The 22,250-nt window shown below is 61.3% G+C and carries 20 protein-coding genes and 1 pseudogene; 11 read left to right on the forward strand and 10 right to left on the reverse strand.

What is annotated here, in order from left to right; all coding sequences use genetic code 11:
* Positions 1-695, forward strand: a 695-nt coding sequence (locus IF204_RS19285; RefSeq protein WP_194098691.1) for a cation diffusion facilitator family transporter, incomplete at its 5' end; no start/stop codon positions are given.
* Here IF204_RS19285 and IF204_RS19290 read toward each other — a convergent pair.
* From IF204_RS19290 to IF204_RS19325, 10 genes and pseudogenes are all read right to left on the reverse strand, one after another.
* Complete coding sequence (locus IF204_RS19290; protein ID WP_040610016.1) at positions 692-1,483, reverse strand: TniQ family protein; 792 nt, start codon at positions 1,481-1,483, stop codon at positions 692-694. The two genes, IF204_RS19285 and IF204_RS19290, sit on opposite strands and share 4 nt — an antisense overlap.
* Positions 1,389-2,276, reverse strand: coding sequence for a TniB family NTP-binding protein (locus IF204_RS19295; protein WP_322743315.1), 888 nt, complete (start codon positions 2,274-2,276; stop codon positions 1,389-1,391). Before IF204_RS19295 ends, IF204_RS19290 begins: the two co-directional genes overlap by 95 nt.
* A gap of 322 nt (positions 2,277-2,598) precedes the next feature.
* The gene (locus tag IF204_RS20350) at positions 2,599-2,703 is read right to left on the reverse strand and encodes a hypothetical protein (protein WP_407658951.1); all 105 of its coding nucleotides are present in this window, start codon (positions 2,701-2,703) and stop codon (positions 2,599-2,601) included.
* Positions 2,660-2,884, reverse strand: coding sequence for a Mu transposase C-terminal domain-containing protein (locus IF204_RS20355; protein WP_407658952.1), 225 nt, complete (start codon positions 2,882-2,884; stop codon positions 2,660-2,662). The genes IF204_RS20350 and IF204_RS20355 overlap by 44 nt, the downstream gene beginning before the upstream one ends.
* A gap of 212 nt (positions 2,885-3,096) precedes the next feature.
* Positions 3,097-3,996 carry a DNA-binding domain-containing protein gene (locus IF204_RS20170; protein WP_228069693.1) on the reverse strand — a complete coding sequence of 300 codons (900 nt, stop codon included), beginning with the start codon at positions 3,994-3,996 and terminating at the stop codon, positions 3,097-3,099.
* Positions 3,997-4,125: 129 nt separating this feature from the next.
* Positions 4,126-4,479 (reverse strand): transposase family protein, encoded by a 354-nt coding sequence (locus IF204_RS20360; protein ID WP_194098692.1) that lies wholly within the window; start codon positions 4,477-4,479, stop codon positions 4,126-4,128.
* Positions 4,480-4,913: 434 nt separating this feature from the next.
* Positions 4,914-7,964, reverse strand: a complete 3,051-nt coding sequence (locus IF204_RS19310; protein ID WP_194098693.1) for an efflux RND transporter permease subunit — start codon at positions 7,962-7,964, stop codon at positions 4,914-4,916.
* A 4-nt stretch (positions 7,965-7,968) separates the two neighbouring features.
* Positions 7,969-9,048, reverse strand: a complete 1,080-nt coding sequence (locus IF204_RS19315; RefSeq protein WP_095591008.1) for an efflux RND transporter periplasmic adaptor subunit — start codon at positions 9,046-9,048, stop codon at positions 7,969-7,971.
* 2 nt (positions 9,049-9,050) lie between these two features.
* Entirely contained in the window at positions 9,051-9,644 is a 594-nt protein-coding gene (locus tag IF204_RS19320; RefSeq protein ID WP_194098694.1) for a TetR/AcrR family transcriptional regulator, read from the reverse strand.
* 163 nt (positions 9,645-9,807) lie between these two features.
* Positions 9,808-10,869 (reverse strand): annotated as a pseudogene (locus IF204_RS19325) (hypothetical protein); the annotation flags it as partial.
* 299 nt (positions 10,870-11,168) lie between these two features.
* Between IF204_RS19325 and IF204_RS19330 the strand changes: the two are divergent.
* The 10 genes from IF204_RS19330 to IF204_RS19375 all read left to right on the forward strand — a co-directional run bounded on the left by IF204_RS19330 (position 11,169) and on the right by IF204_RS19375 (position 22,103).
* Positions 11,169-13,340 carry a ParB/RepB/Spo0J family partition protein gene (locus IF204_RS19330; protein WP_194098695.1) on the forward strand — a complete coding sequence of 724 codons (2,172 nt, stop codon included), beginning with the start codon at positions 11,169-11,171 and terminating at the stop codon, positions 13,338-13,340.
* Positions 13,341-13,466: 126 nt separating this feature from the next.
* Positions 13,467-13,847: a DUF3768 domain-containing protein gene (locus IF204_RS19335; protein WP_194098696.1), complete on the forward strand. Its 381-nt coding sequence runs from the start codon at positions 13,467-13,469 to the stop codon at positions 13,845-13,847.
* 116 nt (positions 13,848-13,963) lie between these two features.
* Positions 13,964-14,260 carry a hypothetical protein gene (locus tag IF204_RS19340; protein WP_194098697.1) on the forward strand — a complete coding sequence of 99 codons (297 nt, stop codon included), beginning with the start codon at positions 13,964-13,966 and terminating at the stop codon, positions 14,258-14,260.
* A 79-nt stretch (positions 14,261-14,339) separates the two neighbouring features.
* The gene (locus IF204_RS19345) at positions 14,340-14,723 is read left to right on the forward strand and encodes a DUF6878 family protein (protein ID WP_194098698.1); all 384 of its coding nucleotides are present in this window, start codon (positions 14,340-14,342) and stop codon (positions 14,721-14,723) included.
* 1 nt (position 14,724) lies between these two features.
* Positions 14,725-15,201: a DUF6915 family protein gene (locus IF204_RS19350; protein ID WP_194098699.1), complete on the forward strand. Its 477-nt coding sequence runs from the start codon at positions 14,725-14,727 to the stop codon at positions 15,199-15,201.
* A 106-nt stretch (positions 15,202-15,307) separates the two neighbouring features.
* Positions 15,308-15,949 (forward strand): hypothetical protein, encoded by a 642-nt coding sequence (locus IF204_RS19355; RefSeq protein ID WP_194098700.1) that lies wholly within the window; start codon positions 15,308-15,310, stop codon positions 15,947-15,949.
* Between the two features lie 50 nt (positions 15,950-15,999).
* On the forward strand, positions 16,000-16,251 hold the full coding sequence (locus tag IF204_RS19360; RefSeq protein ID WP_093037612.1) for a type II toxin-antitoxin system ParD family antitoxin: 252 nt from the start codon (positions 16,000-16,002) through the stop codon (positions 16,249-16,251).
* Positions 16,244-16,543: a type II toxin-antitoxin system RelE/ParE family toxin gene (locus IF204_RS19365; RefSeq protein WP_194098701.1), complete on the forward strand. Its 300-nt coding sequence runs from the start codon at positions 16,244-16,246 to the stop codon at positions 16,541-16,543. The genes IF204_RS19360 and IF204_RS19365 overlap by 8 nt, the downstream gene beginning before the upstream one ends.
* A gap of 125 nt (positions 16,544-16,668) precedes the next feature.
* On the forward strand, positions 16,669-21,060 hold the full coding sequence (locus tag IF204_RS19370; RefSeq protein WP_194098702.1) for a strawberry notch-like NTP hydrolase domain-containing protein: 4,392 nt from the start codon (positions 16,669-16,671) through the stop codon (positions 21,058-21,060).
* Positions 21,057-22,103, forward strand: a complete 1,047-nt coding sequence (locus IF204_RS19375; protein WP_194098703.1) for a DUF7146 domain-containing protein — start codon at positions 21,057-21,059, stop codon at positions 22,101-22,103. Before IF204_RS19370 ends, IF204_RS19375 begins: the two co-directional genes overlap by 4 nt.
* The last annotated feature ends 147 nt before the right edge of the window (positions 22,104-22,250 follow it).

The following is a 22,250-nucleotide window of genomic DNA, read 5'->3' on the forward strand; positions in this document are numbered from 1 at the left end:
GTATGGCGCTTCTGGTGATCTGGATGGGCGCGATGCGGCTCGGGAATCCGATTCACCTGGCCACGGGTCCCATGCTCTGGGTCGCCTTCGGAGGCCTGGTCACCGAAGTGATCTCGCTGGGGCTGATGTGGCAATCGAGCAAGGACGATCTGAATGCCCGTGGTGCGCTCTGGCACATCATCCAGACCTTTGTCGGCAGCCTCCTGATCATCGTCACCGCTCTAGTGATCGAGTTCACCGGCTTTCTGGCGATTGACCCGATCCTCGGCATGGCGTTCGGGGTGGTTCTCCTCTGGGCCTCCGTCGGCGTCATCAAGGAAGCGGTCCACATCCTCATGGAAGGCACGCCAGAGGGAACGGATCTCGAGGCTGTGACGACGGACCTGCGCGGCCAGGACGGGGTTCTGGACGTTCACCATGTGCATGCCTGGACGCTGACCAGCGGCAAACACGCATTTTCTGCCCATATCCGCCATGGTGAGCCCGCAGAGGCCGCGGACCTGCTGAACCGGGCCTATCGGCGGCTGACGGAACAGCATGGGTTTCACATGGTCACGCTGCAGCTCGAAACAGAGTGTCTCGACGAGCGCCACGCGCGGGATCTTGATATAGTCCAGATAGCGGCTGCAAAGGCTGCTGTCGCGTTGCCCTTTAATCTGAGACGCGACGCGTTTGGCGACAATTTTTGCCCTTAATTGTGAGATACGGCTGTCATGGGGCCCCTGTTTCTCGCGCACCTTTGCGCGATGTGATCAACCGCGGCAAGCAATCGAGGCTCCTTCTCGAAGGCGCGCAAGAGAGCAACCCTTGCATAGTCGTCGATGCTTTTGCTGACGATGGCTGCCTTAGCCAAGGGATGAGATCGAGCGGCGGCGATTGCGGCGAGGCAGAACAGCCTAACTTCCGATCTGGGGTTCTGGACAGCGAACGACGGATCCCCGCGGAAGGTTTTGAGTGACATGGCAAAGGTGACTGCGCGCATTGCGCGCCGAAGTTGCTTGGGGCCGCGCGAGCGCGCGGCGCACTCAAGCATCTCTGCCCCGCGGCGCGCTCGGTATATCAGTTTTCCAGATATTTGTTCCTCACGGAGTTTGCCAAGGGTCTGCACAAGTCTCGTCCCGCAAACTTGGCAGTCAAATGCCCAGGCCCGCCTCCAATGCCTGAGCAAAAGACCCTCTCTGGAGCATCGCAGGCAATGCTGGAATGGCATCTGAGCCGTCAGTGAGGCTTCTCGTGGCGTCATTGCCGGAAAGGTCAAAGATCGAACAACATCTGGGTTAACCCGTGCGGCGTTGGCAATCTTCGCCGCCGCAGCCGCGTCGACGTTGAAGTCCAAGGCGGTGCCATGCGCGGTATCGATTCTGAGATGAGCCAGTAGTTCCGCATCATCACAGTAGTTGGCCGCCGCCAGCCGAGACAACCAACCTGACAACAACTCGTCTGGCAGCGGCGCGACAGTCTTGGGCAGCGGGTGCGGCTTCACACCCGGGACTTCTGGAGCCGCCGATGGGGTTCGCATGGCGCGACCAAACCGGCGTCCATTTTGCGATTGCGTCATCGGTGATGCATTCCTCGCCTGTGATAATGGCGTCGATGGAAAGATCCTTGACCAGAGCGAAGATGCGCGAGGTCACCCCACCGGTCAGTGCCAAGACCTGCTTGAGAGATTTGACCTTCAGGTTGGACTTCTTTTCCAGTGGCATGGCAGCAATAAGGGTCTGGATCATGTCCGAGAACTCGGCATCGTCGCGCCAGTTTGGCAGATGATGTTCGTCCAGCCGTCGGGCAAGCTGGATATCACCGCGAATAGCATCGACGGCCTCGCTGACCCCAAGGCAGACCAGTGACACCTCGAGTTCATTGCTGAGATACCGCAGGACATTGAGAAATCGGCGCTGTTCGCGGTGGGTCCCGGCCAAGAGATTGTGGACCTCGTCGATCATGATCATCCGCAGGCCAAGGTCGCGTAAGAGCGCGATGACACGGACTTCGAGGGAAGCCACATTTTGAGCGCGGGCGCTAAGAGCCGTCGCCGGGGCGCCGACGGCGGCCAGGATGTGCAGGTAAAACCGCCGTTCATCAGGTGCGGGCGGCGCTTGCAACAGCAGAAGCGGTGTGCGGGTGATGCCCGACGCCGGATCGTATTCTGGTGCGTACTTGCGCGACAGGTTTCGGGCAATCATCGTCTTTCCGATCCCGGAGGCGCCATGCACAAGAAGCCCAGGCATACGGGTTTGTCGTGGCGCTTCGACCATGCCCTGCAAGCGGTCCAACACCTGTTCCGCCCGAGGAAAGCCGATCCAGATATCCGATTGAATGAGGGCGATCCGGCCGTCTTCTTTCAGTTGTCCCTGCCCTCAATTCACCATCTCTCCACCTTGAACAATGGGCGCGATGTATCACCCGTATCGATCGGGCGCAGCCCTTCGGTTGTCGAGACGGCCGAGTTCGTGCCCTTCAATGTCCCTTTTCTTTCACGGGTTCTGCGTTCGGCCTTCGTCAGGCCCCGGCTTTCAGCTTCGATCTGGCGTTGCTGTCGGATCAGCTCAGCCAGCACCAGCTCATTAGACCCGGACTTGCCAAGGGCACGGGCCTTCCTCATCGCTTCGCGATATTCCCAGAGCGAGACGGGCGGAATTTCCAGGTTTCTGTACGCGCCTCAACATACCGGCCATCGTCCAGTTCGACCCAGATCATTGAGATATCGCGAGGATCGTAGCGAACGACCACCTTTTCCATCCCCGCGCCCAATGTGGCCTGCAAGGGCATCGGACCAGTACCTTATCTGGAACAGATGGATGCCGTCACGCCTGATCTTGCGCAGTTCACTCGGCAGGAAGCTCACCTGAAAGGCTTCCATCTCGAAGGGGATGTCGCCTGTCATTTGCTCTGAGAGCGCCTCCCATTTGGCAACGGGCGTGCAGCCAAGACTTGAATGAATGCTGTTGTTGTAAACGGCAGATTTCCAGAGCAAACCAGCGATCGAATTCGCTCAACGTCATCGTGGCCTTGCTTTCGGCGTCATAGTCGCCCTTTGCCGCGATCGAGGATTGCGTTGTTCCCGGCAACAGGTGAACGGCCCCATCATGGTGCCGATCAACCGTTCGATGTGACCACCGAAGTGAGGACTTGCTGGCGGTCGATAGACCAGATCGATCCCCAATCCGCACAGGCCGACCGAAAGGCGCGCGACCGGAAATCGCGACCGTTATCGACGTGGATGCTGTGCGGTTTGCCCTGTGCCGGCCAAGGAACATCGCACGCCAATTCCGCAAGAAGTTCCTCCTTGAGGGTCACCGCCTGTGTCAGGCAAAGCGCCACTGACAGACGCGAAGGTGCCTCGAGAGAGGTGTAATATCCGGTCACCATCCGCGTTGCGACGTCGATCGCCAGCGTGACCCAAGGCCGCCCAATTGGTTTGCGTTCAAAGCCGTCGACAAGAATGATGTCCGCCGGTGTATGATCAATTTGGACGATCTCCAGTGGCATACTGGCCTTGTTCTCACCTGTGACCGGCGCAAATTTCTGGCGGGCCGCCTTTGCGCCCTCTCGTGCCTTCGCAACTTCGCGGGCATCCATCGCATCCAGACGACGCTGAACCGTTCGCCGTGTCGGCGGTTGCAAGCCCTCCTGCCAGCAAGCGCTGCGGATTTCTGTCACGACGCGCGACAAGCTCGAACGCTCCCGGCGCAAGAAATAGCGGCGAAGGTGCTCCTCGATTACCGCTTCGACTTTGCTGGATATTAACATCGTCCCGGTCGGGCGGCCCCGTTTCCGCGGAGCCAGAGCGCTGGTGCGCCCACCCTCTTCCGCCAACCGTTTTATCCAACGCCAGACCGTCGCCCTGCTGACACCAAGCTCCCAAACGGCGTCATTGATGCCACGTTCCAGGCTGCCAGTCCCATTGAGATATGCCTGAACAAGAGGGCGCAGCACCGCGGCCCTGCGCGCCTCTTCAGCACCAACGGCAACGGAGTCTTCGCCATCATCATTCATCGATATTTGCCGCAAATGTCTGTGAACCCTGTCTCAGGTTTAAGGGCAAAAATATCAGAATTAAAGGCAAAATCTCATATTTAAGGGCAAAACTCAGCCGTTGATTTCGTTGGATTTCCCATCTCACAATTAAGGGCTACGCGACACCAGGTGACCGACAATGTCATCAGCACGCGAAGTTCGACGTGCAAATGGGCGCGCAATTGACGAGGTGTAGTCTGAAAACGTCCGTCGCGGGCACGTGGAAGCGGGACATCGCCATCTGCAGACCCAGAGTGCGACTGTTACCTTGTCGCCATGTGCGGGTAAATCCTGCAGTCGCCTTTGCCGCCACCCGTGACGACGCCGAGAATGCAAACCACAATCTGGGCAGATGCCTCTCGGTGCCAAAACGCCCGATACAAGCCACTCGCCGGAATCACGCCGCTTAACGCCTTGAACCCAAACGTCGCTCCCGGGCGACCAGTGCTTTTTTGAAATCACGACTATCCCTCCTGAAAGCTCCAAGCTCAGGATAGTTGCACCACACAGATTGAGGCAGAACCCAATTAAGGGCTACGCGACACCTGTTAAGGGGGCTCAGTCTACACACAAGCATTCAGCAGGGTTGCGAGCTAGCTGGGCGTGTCGTGCAGCAATCCGGTGCCTTAGTGCCTGTTGCTGAAACGATCGTTACCAATGCGTAGATCGCGTGACCTGCTACCCTGAACTTCCCTCGTTTTGATGTAGAGGTCCGTATCTACGTGCGCTGCTCCCCAAGTTTGGACCTTCGGAAGCTGGATATTTCCAGCTCCGGCGCTGCGAGAACCGAAGTAATTACTATACAACATTGCCAATCTTCCGGACACGCCTCGCAACTCATCCAGCCTGTGTCCCTTTCTCGTGACACAGAGCCCAGACCGCTTGGTCAGCCTCGGTTATGCGGCGCTCATGACCGTAGTGGCCCGCTCGGCGCCGCGCTTGAAAAAGACGTAGTACAGCACGGGTGCTGCGATCAGCGTAAGGATCGAGGCAAAGGCAAGCCCGCCCATGATCGTCGCCGCCATCGACTGAAAAAACGCATCCGACAACAGTGGCAACATCCCAAGAATTGTCGTCGCCGCGGCCAGAAACACCGGCCGCAGACGCGAGGTGGAGGCACTGACAATGGCCTCGTCCAGAGACAGAGCCGGATCGGCTGCTCGGATCAGATCGATCTCCTCAACCAGCACGATGCCGTTCTTGATCAGCATCCCCGACAGCGACAATAGCCCCAGAAGCGCGGTAAATGTAAACGGCAAACCTGACGCCAGTAGAGCCAGGCTCACGCCGTTGACCGCCATTGGCACCAGAAGCCAGATGATGATTGGCTGGCGCAGCGCGTTGAACAAAAGCACCGAAATCAACACCATGATAATGACGCTGAATGGCAATTGCGCGCCAAGGGCGGCTTGGGCCTCGGACGCGCTTTCAAGCTCTCCGCCCCACTCCATGGTATAGCCCTCGGGGATGTCCATCTCTTCAATGGTTTTTTGGACCTCGGCTTGCACCTCTGCCGCTGTCAGGCCGCGCGGAATATCAGCCCCGACGGTGATCACCTCTTCGCGATTTCGACGTTGTAGCAGCGTGTCTTGCGGCACGAAGCGGAAGCCTTCGATTACTTGTTCCATAGGCACCAGGGTGCCACCGCTCTCTGAATAAATCATGTGATCGGTCAGCGCGATCGCCGCATCTTGCGGTGCCCGGATCACGATAGGGATTTGCCGATCTCCTTCGCGGAAGGTCCCGGCGCTATTTCCTTCGGTGGCGAATTGTAGCGTCTCTGTGATGTCAGTCCGGGACACGCCCGCGTTCTGTGCGCGCTCCGCAGCGTAAACAGGGCGCAGCACCAATTCACGTTCGCGCCAGTCCTGCCGCGGGCTGATGATGTTGTCCGAAGCGGCCTGCATCCGGGCAATCGCCCGATCTGCCAAGGCGCGCAATACATCAGGGTCACGGCCAGAAAACCGCACCTCGATTGGCGCACCTCCGCCGGGGCCAAAGGCCAACCGTTTTACCCGGAATTCACCCTGCGGAAGACTTGCATTTGCAAAGGCTTCCAACGCGTCCATCTCTTGCTCGATCACTTCGAGCGAGTCCACGCGCACGATCAGGTGACCGTAGCTGGGGTTCGGATCCTCAGCCTGGTAGGTCAGCATGAACCGCGCCGCCCCTTGCCCGACAAAGGCTGTCACGGCAGAAACCGCGTCGCGGTCGCGCAACCAGTCTTCGAGAACCGCGAGATCATCAGAGGTCTGGTGGATTGATGCGCCCTGCGGCAGTTTGTAATGCACGAAATAGAGCGGCGTATTGCTGTCGGGAAAGAACTGCTGCTTGATTTGGCCGAACATCGCGTAACAAACAACGGTGCCGCCGATCAGCGCAAGAATGACCAGCCAACGCAGTTTCAAAGAGGCGCGCAGCACGGCGGCATAGCCCCGGAAGAGCGCGCCATCATACCCATCTGCCGTCCCTTCTTCGCCTTTCTTGAAAAAGTAATGCCCCAAAAGAGGGGTCGCGGTCAGGGCCAACACCCAGGACAACAGCAACGAAATCGCGATCACCGCAAAGAGCGAGAACAAGAATTCCCCCGTGGCATCTGGAGACAGGCCAATTCCGGCAAAGGCCATGATGCCGATCACGGTCGCACCCAGCAGCGGGATTTGCGTCTTGCTTGCGGCCTCTGTGGCGGCGTCGCGCGAGGATTTGCCATGCCGCATTGAAATCTGCATGCCCTCCGCCACCACGATGGCGTTGTCGACGAGCATCCCCATTGCGATGATCAAAGCACCCAGCGAGATACGCTCCATCTCAATCGCACCAAGCGCCATGAAAAACAGCGTCCCCACCACGGTCAGCAGCAGCGTGGATCCCACAACGATGGCCGCGCGCCACCCCATGAAAACCGCCAGAACCGCGACCACAATACCAACCGACATGGCAAGGTTGACGAGAAAGGCGTTCGAGGCCTCTTCGACCACAACATGTTGGCGATAGATCGACTGGATCGAGATGCCGAGCGGCAACTCCGCGCGCAACTTGTCCAGCTGGGCATCGACCCGCTTCCCGACTTCGACGATATTCTCTGTTGCAAGGCCCGCAACGCCAAGTGTGAAGGCCTCCTGCCCGTTATGACGGGTAATCAGACTGGGGTTGGCTTCGCGCCCACGAAAGATATCGGTAAAATCAAAAAGGTTGAGGACCTGTCCACCCGCGCCGACAGAAAGGGCTGCGATTTCGGATACGCTATCGGATCCTTCGGGCCGTTGGAGCAGAGTTCGCCCATCCGGTCCCCACAACATGCCACCGTCAACAATCTCGTTGGCGCTGTTCACGGCGCCGGCAACAGCGGCGGGCGGAATACCCAGCGTCGCAGTAAGCGCAAGGTGCGGCTCGATGTAGATCACTTCGTTAGGCACGCCTGAGAGCACAACATCTGACACGCCATCCACCAGCAGCAACTCCCGCCTGAGGAAGGAAGATAGATCATTCACCTCTGCATCGGAGAAGCCCGGCGCTGTGACTGCATAGTAGAGCCCGTACACATCTCCAAAGCTATCGTTCACAAAGGGCGGCGTCGCCCCGCTGGGCAACGCCGCCTCGGCCACGCGATTGCGCAGCTTGGTCCAGATTTCGGGTAACTCGGAGCCGTCATAGGTATCCTGCATGTTCACAGTGATCCAAGACAGGCCAGGCTGGTTCATGGACTCAATGTCCTTGACCTCGCCCATCTTCTGAATCGCGGATTCCAGCGGTTCAGTTACCTCACGCGACACTTCTTCGGCAGAAGCGCCGGGATACTGGGTGACAACCACAGCGGTCTTGATAGTAAAGGCAGGGTCTTCCAGTCGGCCGAGGTTCGCAAAGCCCCAGATACCACCCAGCAGGCAGATCAACATGATGATCCAAGTGTAGATCGGGCGGTCGATGGATCCGCGCGCAACATCCATGGTGTTAGTCTCCGAAGCCAATAAAGCGGCGCACGGCAGTGCCATCGGCCAGCGCGCTCGCGCCGCTGACGACAATCTCTTGACCGTCGCTCAGACCCTCAACGACTTGAGCAGTGCCGCGATTGGTCGGCTCTATTGTGATTGGGGTTCTGGTCACAGTGCCCCTGCTGGCTCCGGTCGGGCCAAAGACCATGACATAGGTCTCATTGTCATTCCCAATCACGACGGCTGAGGTTGGCACCTCAAGACTTTGACCGCCGGTTTGCAAGACCGCTGTGACTTCGACGGAGGACCCCGGAAGAACGATCAGATCTTCGGGCAAGGGCATGCCAAGCGTGATGGAGTAGGTCTGCCCGATCTCCGCCGTCTCGGCATTGTATTCACGCACCTCAAGCGGGAAGCTGCGATCGCTTGCCGGAAATTGGGCCGTGAACACCACGTTGGGATCTTGGCCCGCGCGCTGAAATAGCGTTTCGGGTACGTCGATCTCGATCCGCAGTTCGGACAGATCGTGCAGCCGCACAATCGGCGTGCCAGCGGTTACCGTTGAGAAATTCGGCACCAGACGCGAGGCGACAATACCGTCAAAGGGCGCAACCAGCGTGGCATGTTCCAGGTTCCGCTGTGCGTCACGCAGAGCAACATCGGCGATTGTCATAGTTGTCCGCGCATCCTCAAGGTTGGTTTCCGCGACCGAAGACCCGGCCAGCTTTTCAAACCGTTCCACAGTGCGCCGTGCCTGATCTTCGTTCGCTTGCGCTTGTTCCAGCGCCAGCTCAAAAGGCTCCAGATCCATCCGAGCCAACGCGCTGCCCTTGGAGACCGCCGCCCCCTCGTCCAGCGACAATTCGACGATCTGTCCACTGACTTGAAACGCCAGATCAACGGTAGCCCGTGCAACAACCTTGCCAAAGAAAACGCGCTCTAATTGGGACGCGCCCGCGGTGACTGGCGCAAGCTTCACGAAAGGAGCGTCGTCCGCGTGGGCCGCCGTGACGATCACTCCCAACGCAATGCCCAGCATACCGCCAAAACGGCAAGTGAATCGCATCGCCCGATGGGCAATCTCATAAGCTTTGACCATGCTTAGCCTTCCTTGTTCTCTGTAGGGTCTGCCTCGGGTTGCGAGGCAGCCGTGGTGCAAAGCTGCCGAAGCGTTACGAGTTGCTGAATCAGGTCTGCGCGATCCCGTGCGGTCATGCCGGCGGTTTTGGCCGCACGCTGCACGAAGTCCGACAGCTCGGCCACGTCCAGACCCCTATTCGAAAAAACCTGCGCATGCGGTACAAGCGTGTCGAAGATTACCGCGCGAAAACGTTCGGCCGACTGCTGCAGAGCCTCTTCGCTGACGGCATTGACCCCGTCGATGAAATCCTGCGCATTCGGCATTGTCTGTATCGTGTCGTACCCACGGACCACCATTCGGTCGAAGATCAGGTCAAGCCTGGCCCCCAATGAATTCGCCGCCTGCAAGTCTGCGTGGATCTCTGCAAGGGCAAGGTCCGTGTATCGTTTGATCAATCCGCGCAGGATATCGTCCTTGTTGCGAAAATGATTGTAGAGCGTCTGACGCGACACGCTCGCTACTTCGCACAGGGCGCTCATGCTGGTGCGCTTCACGCCGTAACGCGAAAAGACATGCAGTGCTGCGTCCAATATTGTTGATTCCAGTTCGGCCATCGACCCGTTCTGCCTTTGCATGAAGGCCGAAAGTGGACAAAAGCACCAAGATTGTCAATCTGTAAATCTGTAAAACTGCGTCCAGAAAGCCGCGGTTCTCCTAGTCGGCCGCCTGGTGCGGTCTTGTGGGTCAGGCATTGCGACCTGTGCGCATACCCTCGGTATCGATGCGCCACATCCGATATCGCCCCTGCCCAGTCACTTCGCGGGTCAAACCCTTTGCCTCCATCCACGCCAGATTGCGCTGAACGGCGGCGCGGCTGGCTCCGGTCATGGACTCAGCCATTGGGGCGGAGACCAAGGGCCATTGAGAGAAAGTGTTTCGCAAGGCGACCGGCGTGCGGCCAGACAATTGCGCCATGATGGTCTCTGCGCGCGCGGTCCACGCTTCGATATCGTCAAGTGTTCGCGTCGCCGTTAGAATTGCGCTGTTCATCCCATCCAGCCAGTGGGCCAGGCGTTCGGGTGGCAAGCCCGAGACACGCAGCCCCCCTGCCCCGCCCATGGCGAGCGGTGCGAAGATGGCGCCGCTTCCGTCGCTGGCCGCGATCCTGGACGCGGTGACGGCGGCTTCCATCAGGTCGTCGTGCCCACCGAGGCCCGCCAAGCCCCAGAGATGAAAACCCATGCAAGCCCGCGTGATTGGATGCAAGTCGCCCGCAGCGGCCATGACGTCCAGCCATCCGCCTGCGCGATCCCCGAAACGCTCAGCGCTGTCTTCAATATTCTCGGGGTCGCGGCGATCCAGGAAGGCGGCCAAATCGGCCTCCGGTCCGGGACCGCCTGTCAGGCGTCGAACAGCCCAGTGGGCGCGTGCCAGCGCATTTGGGTCATCCTGTGCACCTGACAGCCGCATCGATACCCAGAGCGCCAGACGATCAAAACTCACCCGATCCCCTGCAAACCAACTGAGGTCCGCCGCCTCGATCAACGCGAGCCGATGCCGCCAACCTTCCGGGCCTCGCAGCAGCCGGTCATCCAGAGCCCCCAGGCGTCCAGCCACGCGGGCCAGCCGCGCAGCGTGAAGCCCCTCTGCCCTTGTCCAGTCTTCGATGACAGCAGTGTCGGGCGGTTCTGCCCGCGGCCCGGGAGGCAAATCATCCGGCTCTTCTTCGAGTGGCCCAGGCAGGAACCAGAGATCATCCTCGCGAGCCTCTTCCTCCCCTTCGATTGTGATGAGGGGGTCGTCAAAATCATCATTCAAAGTAGAGGCCTGTGGTCTCATATGTGCAAAATACTGTGTTTTTGCACATTACCCAAGTGATTTTGATGCAGTTGCCCACGCTCTTTATATGGTACGCGTGCGCGGCTGTCGGCGGAACCTCTCAGATCGGGCTCAGCACAAGGAAACCAAGGGTTTTTGGACGAGCACGACGAGAGAGCACTTACTTGCATTCGTTTACAAACGGTCGATTGTTCACGTGATCCGCATTTGTAAAGAGCCAGAGAAAGGGAAGCCCGGGTGCCGGGCTTGAAAGGATAGAGAGAGGCTCTTCCGGGTCCGGCATGACAAGGACCCTGATCATGGCCAAGACCACGACCCGATCGAAACCCGCCACCAAGAAAAAGACCGAAGGCACTGGACCGGCAACGCCCGACGGCGCCGCCGGCGTCCGGATGATCTCACTCGACCAGTTGGAGCCGAGCCCGCTCAACGTGCGCAAGGTTGCGGCAAGCGCCAGCGATGACGCCGAGCTCCTTGCCAGCATTCGTGAGACAGGCATCAAGCAGAACCTGGTGGTTCATGCTCTGTCTGAGACACGTTTTGCGGTCGATGCTGGCGGCCGCCGCCTCAAGGCGCTGAAGCAGCTCGCACAGGACGGCGTCATTCCCGTTGATCACCCGGTGCCCTGCCTCGTCGAAGATGAGCGCAATGCTGTGCTCACCTCCGCCACGGAAAACCTCCAGCGCGCGGCGATGCACCCGGCCGACCAGTTCGAGGCCTTTGAGGCGATGATCGGCGAGGGGCGCAGTGAAGACGAGATCGCCCTGAAGTTCGGCGTCTCGGTCGACCTGGTGCGCCGCCGGCTTAAGCTTGCCCGTGTCGCGCCGGAAATCATCGAGCAGTTCCGTGCCGGTGATCTGACCCTCGAATGCGTCATGGCCTTCACGTTGACCGACGACCATGATCGCCAGCTTGCGGTCTGGAACGCAGTGAAGGGCGGCTATCACATCCATCCACAGAGCATCAAACGCCAGCTGACCGAGACGGCGCATTCGGCGAACTCGGCCCTCGGGCGCTTTGTTGGCATCGAGGCCTATGAGGTGGCGGGCGGTATTCTGCTACGCGATCTCTTCGACGACCGTGCGAGTGCCCATATGGAAAACCCCGAACTCCTCGAGCGCCTCGCCATTGAGAAACTGCAGGCTGCGGCCAAACCCTTCGAGGCGGCGTGGAAATGGGTCGAAGTGCATCTCTCGGTGGACTACGGCGCGTTTCGCAGTTTCGGGCGGGTCTATCCACAGGATATCGACCCCGATCCGGACCTGCTCGCCGAGGAAGAGCGTCTGATTGCGCGCGAGGAAGAACTGGCGGCGCAGAATGACGGCGAGGACTGGACCGACGCTGAAACCGAAGAGTACTACGCCATCGAGCCGCGCCTGCGCGAGATCGAAGCCCTGCAGCGCGAACGGCAACCTTACGCGGACGAATATCGTGCTATCGCTGGCGTGGTTCTGACCATCGGTCATGACGGGGCGTTGCGCGTCGAGAAGGGTCTGGTGCGGCCCGAGGATATTCCAGCCGCGCCCGAGCCCGGCGAGACCACCGCAGATGCGGATGGCGCCCCCTCCCCTGCCCGTCCGCAGGTGACGCCGCCAACCTCCTCGACGCCGGTGCCGAACTCCGACCCTGCCGCCACGCTGCGCAAGGCGGACGGGATTTCAGCAAGCCTCGCCGACGATCTGCGGGCAACCCGTCAGCACATCCTGCGGGCGCATCTGGCGGCGGATTTCGAGGTAGCGTTCGACGCGATGCTCTATGCGCTCTGCGAACAGGCTCTGGGGCGGTCCTACAATAACGAGGCGCTCGACATCTCGGTCCGTCCTTTCCAGGCGCAAAACCGCGAGGTGCTGCACACGGACACCGTCGCCCAGAAGATGCTCGAGGCGCTGAAACAGGACCTCGCCACGGACTGGATGAAGCTGGAGAAACCCGAGGACTTCCGGGCCATGTCGGCGCTGCCCATTGCCGACAAGCAGGCGCTTTTCGCCTGGGCGACGGGTCTGGCGGTTAAGCCGCAGCTCTCCTCCGACAATCGCCCTTCCACGATCATCGAGGAGATCGGCGCGCGGCTTGACGTCGATGTGGCGGCCTGCTGGCGCCCGACTGCGCAGAATTACTGGGGTCGGGTCAACAAGGGGCATGCGGTGGCCACTGCGCGCAAGCTGATCGGCGACGACTACGCCGAAGATCGCAATCGCGAGCGCAAGGGCGATATCGCGGCCGCGATGGAACGGGCTTTCGCGGAAACGGCGGGCGAGACGGAAGGGTTCAACGCCGCGACGGTTGCAAAGACGACGCGCTGGCTGCCTGACGGGATGGTCTTTGCCGGTGCGACGGAGGCTGACGCCAAAATGACTGGCGATGCGCCCGAGGCCGAGGAAGGCGACGTGCCCGCGGCAGATCCTCTGGCCGAGGCGGAGAGCGATGAACCATCGTCCTTGCCCGCTTTCCTCAGCGGGGATGCGGCCTGACGCAGCAAACACCGATCTGAACCTGACCTGAGCCTTGGGCCGTCCTCACATCGAGGGCGGCCCTTTCCGGCTGACGGGTTGCCTACAGCCGATATCGGATCGGCTGGCCCGTCCCGGAGATATCCCATGACCACCACACTCGATCTCGATCCCGTTCGGGAAGCCGCGCTGATCGCCGCGCAAAACGATGCGTTTCGCCGCTCGATCCTCGGCACGACCCCTGTCGCCGATGCCCCGCAGGGCCAGTTCGTGATGACACGCGGCGTCGCGGCGCTTGGGCCCGACGCCCAACTGGAGCTAACCCGCTGTGTTGCCGCGTTTGACGGGTTCGATGCCGACAGCGACCCGCAGTGTTGGCACGAGATGGGCGTCATCGACCTCGATGGCACAACCGTCTGGTTCAAGGTCGATTTGTACGACGTCGACTACCAATATGGCTCGCCTGAGCCCTCCGATCCCGCGCAAACGCGCCGCGTCCTGACCCTGCTTCTGCCGTCGGAATACTGACGCCCTCCACCCCCAATCGCCGCCCTGGACCGCCCTTGCACAAAAGGCGGTCCTTTCGGGCTGGCGGGTTCCAAGGGGTGCGATGATCGCGTCCGGCCTGCTGCAGGAGACCAGAGATGGCCAAGACACTCGACTACCAGATCACCCTCTATCCCGCGCATCGTGACGGCGCCTTCGTTGTTACCCAGTTCCAAATGCTGGGGAGCTACCCCGAAAAGTGCATCCAGGCCGCGGGCATGGATGACCTCATCGACAAGGTGACGCAGTTCGCCATGGAACATGGCGAAAGCTGCAGCGCTTCGGTGCGCTGCCTCGCCCCGCGCAAACCACCGGGGTTCAAGCGCGCGACCGAGAACCTCTATTTCAACCTGGTTGACCGGACGGCTGAGAAACGCGGCACCGCGGCAGCCTGAAGCCCGCCAAAGGAAGCCTCCGGGGCGGCCTGGCTGAGCGGTCGCCCTCCCCTTCCCTCAATTCCAAAGGACAAAAGACATGACACAAGCGACTGATTTCTACGCACAGATGCTCGACTCCCAGAGACGTGCAGCCGAGCAACGGGTCGAGACCCGCGCTTCCCTTCTCTGTCAGCTGCGGGCCCTCGGTGTGAGGAGCATCGAGGTGCAATACGAAGGCTACGGCGATTCCGGCAATGTCGAGGATGTCGTGGTGGCCCCTGACACGGTCACCCTGACGGACGAGTTGCGGCGCCGGGTCGAAGACTTCGGCTGGGATTTTGCCTATGCGCTGAGTCCCGGTTTTGAGAACAACGAAGGTGGCTATGGCGAACTGACCTGGGCACTCGAGGCGGACAAGATCGATGTCAGCCACTCGAACCGCTATATCGAGACCAACACCACCGAACACGAGGGGCTTTGACATGGCACATCCCCTCCACCACGCCGAAAGCTCGGCCCGAAAGTTCGGCGGCGTTCCAGATGACTATCAGTTCGTGCATGACTGGTTTGATGCGTCCAAGGAACACCTCGCGGTTTTCACCCATCGCGCACATCGGCATCACACGCTTGGGATTTTCGAAGCCGAGCGGCTGTTCGGGCGCAGCCTGACCAACAGTGCGGGCCGGGTCGTGCCGATCCGCTGGATCTGCGAACAGCATGTGCGCGAAGACTGCCAGGGGCGCATCCCGTCGTTGGCGGATTGGCTTGGCCGCATTCAGCCGGAGCCGTGGATGGCCAATGGGCGGATCGACAACGACCTGACGCAGATTAGCAGCGATCCGCGCGCGGCTTGGATCGAAGCAGTCGCCAATCACCAGACCATTCTCGGCTTTGAGGATTGGCTGCTGAAGGTTTCTGTCGAGCACGTCCAGCATCGCGAGAACCGCGCCGCCGCCTGATCCATGGGGGCAATGACGCCAACGCCCCTCGGAAAGCACTCTGACCGACCCGCTCGAGCCTCTACCGGCCGGGCGGGTCGATTTCGTTTCAAGAAAGGACATCGATATGCACGACCCTGTCTATGAGGAGGCCCACCGCGGCCACACCATCAAGATCTACCACGACCCCGACGCTGAGAGCCCGCGGGAGTGGTCCAACCTCGGCACGCTGATTTGTTGGCACCGCAGATACCGCCTGGGTGACAGCCACTTCTTCGACAGCCCCGAGGCGTTCTTGCGCGATCTCTCGGGCGTCTCAGCGCAGAGCGACCTTTCGATGGACCAGCTGCGGGACCGCGCCGAACGCAAGTCCGTCCTGCTGCCCGTGTTTCTCTACGACCATTCCGGCCTCGCAATGAACACGATCGGGTTCCATTGCCCGTGGGATTCCGGTCAGGTCGGTTACGTCTATGTGACGCTCGAGGCGGTTCGGAAAGAGTTCGGTGTGAAACGCGTCACCAAGGCGCTGCGCGAGAAGGCTGAAGACATCCTGCGCGGCGAAATCGTCAGCTACGATGCCTATCTTGGCGGTCGGGTCTATGGCTATGTCATTGAGCAGGACGGCGAGGAGGTCGACGCCTGCTGGGGGTTCGTCGGGCACTATGAGCTGGACTGCCTGTCGGAGGCGTGTGCTTTTGTGGACCAGCTGAACTTGCAGGATGTACACAGACCCGCTGGCGAGCTGGGCGCAAGCCCACCCCCGAGTTGAATTGATCACAGTACTCATATATCTTATTCATGCGTATTCTGGAGGTGGGCATGGCAAGTACAAGCGTCACACTTGGTCCCCATTGGGACGAATTCATCGCCCTGATGCTGAAGGAGGGCCGTTACGGGTCAACCAGCGAGTTGATCCGTGCCTCCTTGCGTCTTATGGAGGAGCAGGAAGGTCAGCGGGCGCGGCTTCGGGTTGCCTTGATGGAGGGCAAGCAATCCGGTGATGCCGGACCGCTCGATATGGATGAAATCAAGCGCGAAGCGCGGAGCCGCTCCGGCGCTCCTGATGCGTGACATTCATCACTCCCAGGCGGCAAGAGCCGATCTCGTCGACATCTGGGTCGAGACGTACCGACACTGGGGCGAGGCGCAGGCGGACCGCTATCTCGACGACATCGATCGCGCAGTGACGGGGCTGATAGACAATCCTCAAATGGGTGTGGACTGTTCCGATCTCTTGCGGGGTGCGCGCAAGCTGATCACGGGCCGGCACCTCGTGTTCTACGAAGTGCTCCCGGACAAGATATTCGTGATCCGGGTCCTGCATCAATCCATGGACTTGCCGCGACATCTGCGGCCGGCCTGACATCGGGCAAACACGCACCGGGGCTTTGCCAGAAAGAGCGAGAGGCAGGGCGGGAGGGGTGACCCCTCCCGGGTGAGAGAGTGCGCGCGGGGCTTGGGGCCAACCCTCAACCCCGGAGATTGCCGATGAACGCTCACCCCCATTCCGCCCCGTTTGCGCCCGAGGCCCCTGCCCTGCCTGATGCTTCGCGCTTCGCCCACAACCTGATCCAGGCTGCGAGAACCCTCGTCCCCCTGTTCGAGGCCGGCAGGTCCATCGACGCTGCCGCGCTGCGCGCCGCGATGGAAGATGCCTTCGGCGCCAGCGACGCCAGCGGTGCCTGGGTCTGGAAAGATGCCTACGAGGCCGCCGAGACCGCCCAGATCCTGATGCTCTCGCGCTACGGCGCGTTGATGCAGCGACAGGCACCCTCGCCGCAGGCCTTCCTCACCATGATCGAACGCCTCGCCGGTCTGGCACCGTCCCAAACACGGCGCTCCGAAGACAGTGTCCGTCTGCAGCAATTCTCAACGCCTTTGCCGCTCGCCGCTATCGTCGCACAGGCGGCGGAGTTTCGGGATGACGACCTGGTGCTCGAGCCCTCGGCCGGCACCGGCATGCTGGCGGGTTTCGCCCGAATTGCAGACGCGCGCCTGGCGCTGAATGAACTCGCCGAAACGCGACGCGCCCTGCTGGAAAACCTGTTCCCCGATGCCGCCGTATCAGGCCACGACGCCGCCTCGATCGACGATCGGCTCGACCGCTCGATCACGCCCTCGGTCATCGTGATGAACCCGCCCTTCTCCGCTGCGAACCATGTTGAAGGCCGGTTCCACCAAGCAACCAGTCAGCACGTTCTGTCCGCCTTGGCACGCCTTTCGCCGGGCGCACGCCTTGTCCTCATCACTGGCGAAAGCTTCCGACCCTCGACGAAATCCTTCCAGTCGACGTTTCAGCGGATTGGCCAAAGCGCTGAAGTGGTGTTCTCCGCTGCCATCGACGGCAAGGTCTTCGCACGGCATGGCACCACGATCGACACGCGGCTGACGGTAATCGACAAGCGTGTAGTCTACGAAAGCGAGACCGCACCTGTCGACAACGCGACCACCTACCATCCGATCTGCGCGACAACGGCCGATCTTCTCAACGCGGTGCTGACCCACTGCCCGGAGCGCCGCAGCCCCCCACCCTGCCCAACAACATCGGCCCTCTCGGACCCGTCTCGGCCAACCCGCACCAACCTCCATGCCCTGCGCAATGCCGCCCGCAGAGAAAGCCGTGCGCTGGCTGCAGATCGCGCCAAACATCCCTTTGATGAAATCGAGACGACCACGCTCGACTACCTGCCGCAAGCCTGGACCGAACCCGACGGTGCGCTGCAGGACACGGTCTACGAGGCCTATGACCTTCAGACGATCCGGATCGACGGCGCGGCTGAACATCCGACCGCGCTGGTGCAATCCGCCGCCATGGCCTCGGTCCCGCCGCCAGTGCCGACCTACCGCCCGCTCCTGCCGAAGAGCATCGTCGCGGACGGCCTTCTCTCCGCACCGCAACTCGAAAGCGTCATCTACGCGGGCAATGCGCATCAGACGCATCTCAAGGGCTGGTTCAAGCGCGGCGAGATCGAAGGCCAGCTCATGGCAGCGGCCGAGGAGGACGAAGGCGCCTTCCGCCTGCGCAAGGGTTGGTTCCTCGGTGATGGTACCGGCTGCGGCAAGGGGCGGCAGGTCGCGGGCATCATCCTCGACAACTGGCTGCAGGGACGACGCCGGGCTGTGTGGGTCTCCAAGAGCGACAAGCTCATCGAGGATGCGCGGCGCGACTGGATGGCACTCGGGGGGCGCGAAAGCGATATCGTTCCACTCTCGAAGTTCCGTCAGGGCGGCGACATCAGGCTTCCCGAAGGCATCCTTTTCGTCACCTATGCCACGCTGCGCTCAGCCGAACGCGAGGGCAAAGCCTCCCGCCTCGACCAGGTGACGTCCTGGCTCGGCGAAGGGTTCGATGGGGTCATTGCTTTTGATGAAAGCCACGCCATGGCGAATGCCGCCGGCGAAAAGTCCGACCGTGGCGACAAGAAGGCGTCCCAGCAGGGCCTCGCTGGCCTCGCACTGCAGAACGCCGTGCCAGATGCCCGCGTGCTCTACGTCTCGGCCACTGGCGCGACGGTCGTCGGCAATCTCGCCTATGCTTCGCGGCTTGGCCTTTGGGGCACCGGGGATTTCCCCTTCATGACACGGGCCGAATTCGTTGCCGCGATGGAGGCTGGGGGAATTGCGGCCATGGAAATGATCTCGCGTGACCTGAAGGCGCTCGGGCTATATCTCGCGCGGTCCCTCTCCTATGCCGGGGTCGAGTACGAGATGCTGGTGCATGAGCTGACACCTGCCCAAGTCGCGATCTACGACAGCTACGCCGATGCCTATCAGATCATTCACACCAACTTGGAGGCGGCGCTTCAGGCGTCGGGTATTTCCTCCGAGACGGACACCTTGAATGCCCAGGCGAAATCCGCCGCGCGCTCGGCCTTCGAGAGCAACAAGCAGCGCTTCTTTAACCATCTCATCACCGCCATGAAATGCCCCTCGCTGATCCGCTCTATCGAGGCGGACCTCGCTGCGGGGCATTCGGCGGTGATCCAGGTGGTCTCGACCAGCGAGGCGGTCATGGAGCGTCGCCTCGAAGAGATCCCACCCTCGGAATGGGACGATCTGCAGGTCGATTTTACGCCAAGGGAGAACATCATGGACTACCTGATGCATTCTTTCCCGACGCAGCTCTTCGAGCCCTACACCGACGAGAACGGCGATCTGCGCTCGCGCCCCGCCCTCGATGGCGATGGCAATCCGATCATCTGCCGAGAGGCAGAGCGGCGGCGGGACGATCTTGTCGAGCATCTTGGTGCCCTCGCCCCGGTGCAGGGCGCGCTCGACCAGATCCTCTGGCATTTCGGTGCGGACGCCGTGGCCGAGGTCACGGGGCGCAAGCGGCGCATCGTGAAAACGCCTGAGGGGCGGCTCAAGGTTGAGAACCGCCCCGCCTCGTCGAACCTGGGAGAAACCCAAGCCTTCATGGATGATGCCAAGCGCATCCTGATCTTCTCTGATGCGGGTGGCACCGGACGCAGCTATCACGCCGATCTGGGGGCCAAGAACCAGCGCCTCCGGGTGCATTACCTGCTGGAGCCCGGCTGGAAGGCCGACAATGCGATCCAGGGGCTGGGGCGCACCAATCGGACCAATCAGGCGCAGCCGCCGCTCTTTCGCCCCGTGGCGACCAATGTGAAAGGTGAGAAGCGGTTTCTCTCCACCATCGCGCGCCGCCTCGACACGCTCGGGGCGATTACCAAGGGACAGCGCGAGACCGGCGGTCAGAACATGTTCCGCGCAGAGGACAACCTCGAGAGTCCCTACGCGCGGGCGGCGTTACGGCAGTTCTTCTACAAGCTGCGCGCGGGCAAGATCGAGGCCTGTTCCTACGCGAAGTTCCAGGAGATGACCGGCCTGACGCTTGATGAGGCGGATGGCACGATGAAAGAAAACCTGCCGCCGATCCAGCAGTTCCTGAACCGCTGTCTGGCACTTCGCATCGACATGCAGGACGCGATTTTCGAGGCCTTCGGCGGGTTTCTTTCGGCCATCATCGAGGACGCGCGCCAGGCGGGCACGCTCGATGTAGGCCTTGAGACGCTCAAGGCCGAGAAATTCGTGATCACCGACCGGAAGGTGATCTTCGAGCATGAGGCGACCGGGGCAACGGCGACCGCGCTCACCGTCGAGCGCACGGATCGCAACGATCCGCTGGCCCTGCCTCGCGTCAAAGCCATCTGCGCCGATACAAAAGGCGCCACGCTCTGCTGGAACACCTCCTCCAAACGCGCGGCGCTGATGGTGAAAGCGCCGGCCTTCATGGACGAGGATGGTGTGCCGATCCTGCGGGTGAAACTGCTACGACCCATGACGACCGAGATCCTCGCGCTTTCCGAGTTCTCTAAATCGCACTGGGAAGAGATCGATGATGCGGTGTTCGAACAGCTCTGGCGGGCCGAGGTTGACGCAGTGCCGGAGTTTACGACATCCAAGATCACGCTGATCTGCGGGTTGCTCCTGCCGATCTGGGACCGGCTGCCCGCCGATAACATGCGCATCTATCGGCTGCAGACCGAGGATGGGGAACGTGCCATCGGCCGTCTGGTCAGCCAGGAGCAGCTTCTCAATGTCTACGCGCGGCTCGGGCTGGACTGCCAGATCGAGATGACGCCGGAGGAGGTGTTCGGCGCGGTGATGGAGGCCAAGACGACCCTGAGCCTCCTTGGCGGCTACCAACTGCGCCGCTCTATTGTCATGGGACAGCCGAGGCTCGAGCTGATCGGCGCATCGGGCGCGGCGCTGCCCGGTTTGAAGGCGATGGGCTGTTTCACCGAGGTGATCCAGTGGAAGACGCGTGTGTTCATCCCGGTAGATGGTACCGAGATGCTCGCGCGTGTCCTCGCCCAGCACCCAGTTGGCGCCAGCGCCGCGGAGGCCGCCGCATGAGCGCGCGGCACAGCATCGCGGACCTCTCGGCCGATCTGGCAGACCGCGCCGAGAGTTTCTGCCGCCAGTATTTCCCCGCGGGACGCAAGCAGGGCAACTATTGGCAGGTCGGCGATACCTCGGGCGCCAAGGGTCAGAGCCTTGCCATCCGGCTGCGGGCGCAGGGCGGTCGTAAAGCCGGGTCCTGGCAGGATTTCGCGACCGGTGAGTATGGCGACTTGATAGACCTGCTGCAGGAACGGCTCGGGTCGGTCACGCTCAAGGAAACGCTGAGGGAGGCCCGGTCTTTCCTCGGCGAGGCCCCCTGCCCCACCGTACCTCGTGAAACCCAAAGAGCTGAGCGCCCGAATGCAGATTCCAGCAAACGCATCGCGCGGGCGCGCAAACTCTTTGCCGCTGGCAAGCCGGTCCTGGGCACCTTGGCTGCCACCTATCTGCAAACTCGCGGGATAACACGGCTTGGACCTGCCCTGCGCTTTCACCCCCGGGTTTTTTTGTGGCAAGGCGAGGACGACTTCGATCTGCCGCAAAAGGCCCCTGCCCTGCTCGCGAAGATCAGCGACAATCGGGGCCAGATCACCGGATGCGCGCGCACCTATCTCGACCTGTCCACCGGCGGTTTGGCCGAGATCGAAAGTTCGAAACGGATCCTGGGGCAGCTGCAAGGCCATGCCATCCGTTTCTGGTCCGGCTCACCTCGCAGCGATCTCATCGTCGGCGAAGGTCTTGAGAATACCCTCTCGGTCGGCACCGCTCTCCCGGAGTTCGACCTCGCCTCCTGTCTCACCGCCACCCATCTCGGCCTCTTCATCCCGCCGCCGGGCATCAAGCGCATCTGGATCGCGCGGGACAATGACGAGGCAGGACGCAACGCATCAATGAGATTGCGTAACCAACTGGAATCGCTCGGAATTACCTGTGGTGAACTCGTGTCGCGTTTGGGCGATTTCAACGACGATCTGCTGGCTTTCGGCAGAGATGCGCTGCGCGGGTCCCTGCTCGAGGCCATGAAAGCACAAGGTCTGGAGATCGAGGACGAATGAGCGCGAACCTCCCCGGGGATGTCCGACAGGGCAAAGGTTCCGCCGGTTCGATCTGATCCCGTTTGGAAAAGGGGAGCGATGGACCGGCGGGTCGGGGCTGAGTGCCCCTCGCCCGGGCAGCAATGCGCCGCTACCCGGAAAATTCCC

It is taken from the genome of Marivivens aquimaris, assembly GCF_015220045.1.
GTDB classification, from domain to species: domain Bacteria; phylum Pseudomonadota; class Alphaproteobacteria; order Rhodobacterales; family Rhodobacteraceae; genus Marivivens; species Marivivens aquimaris.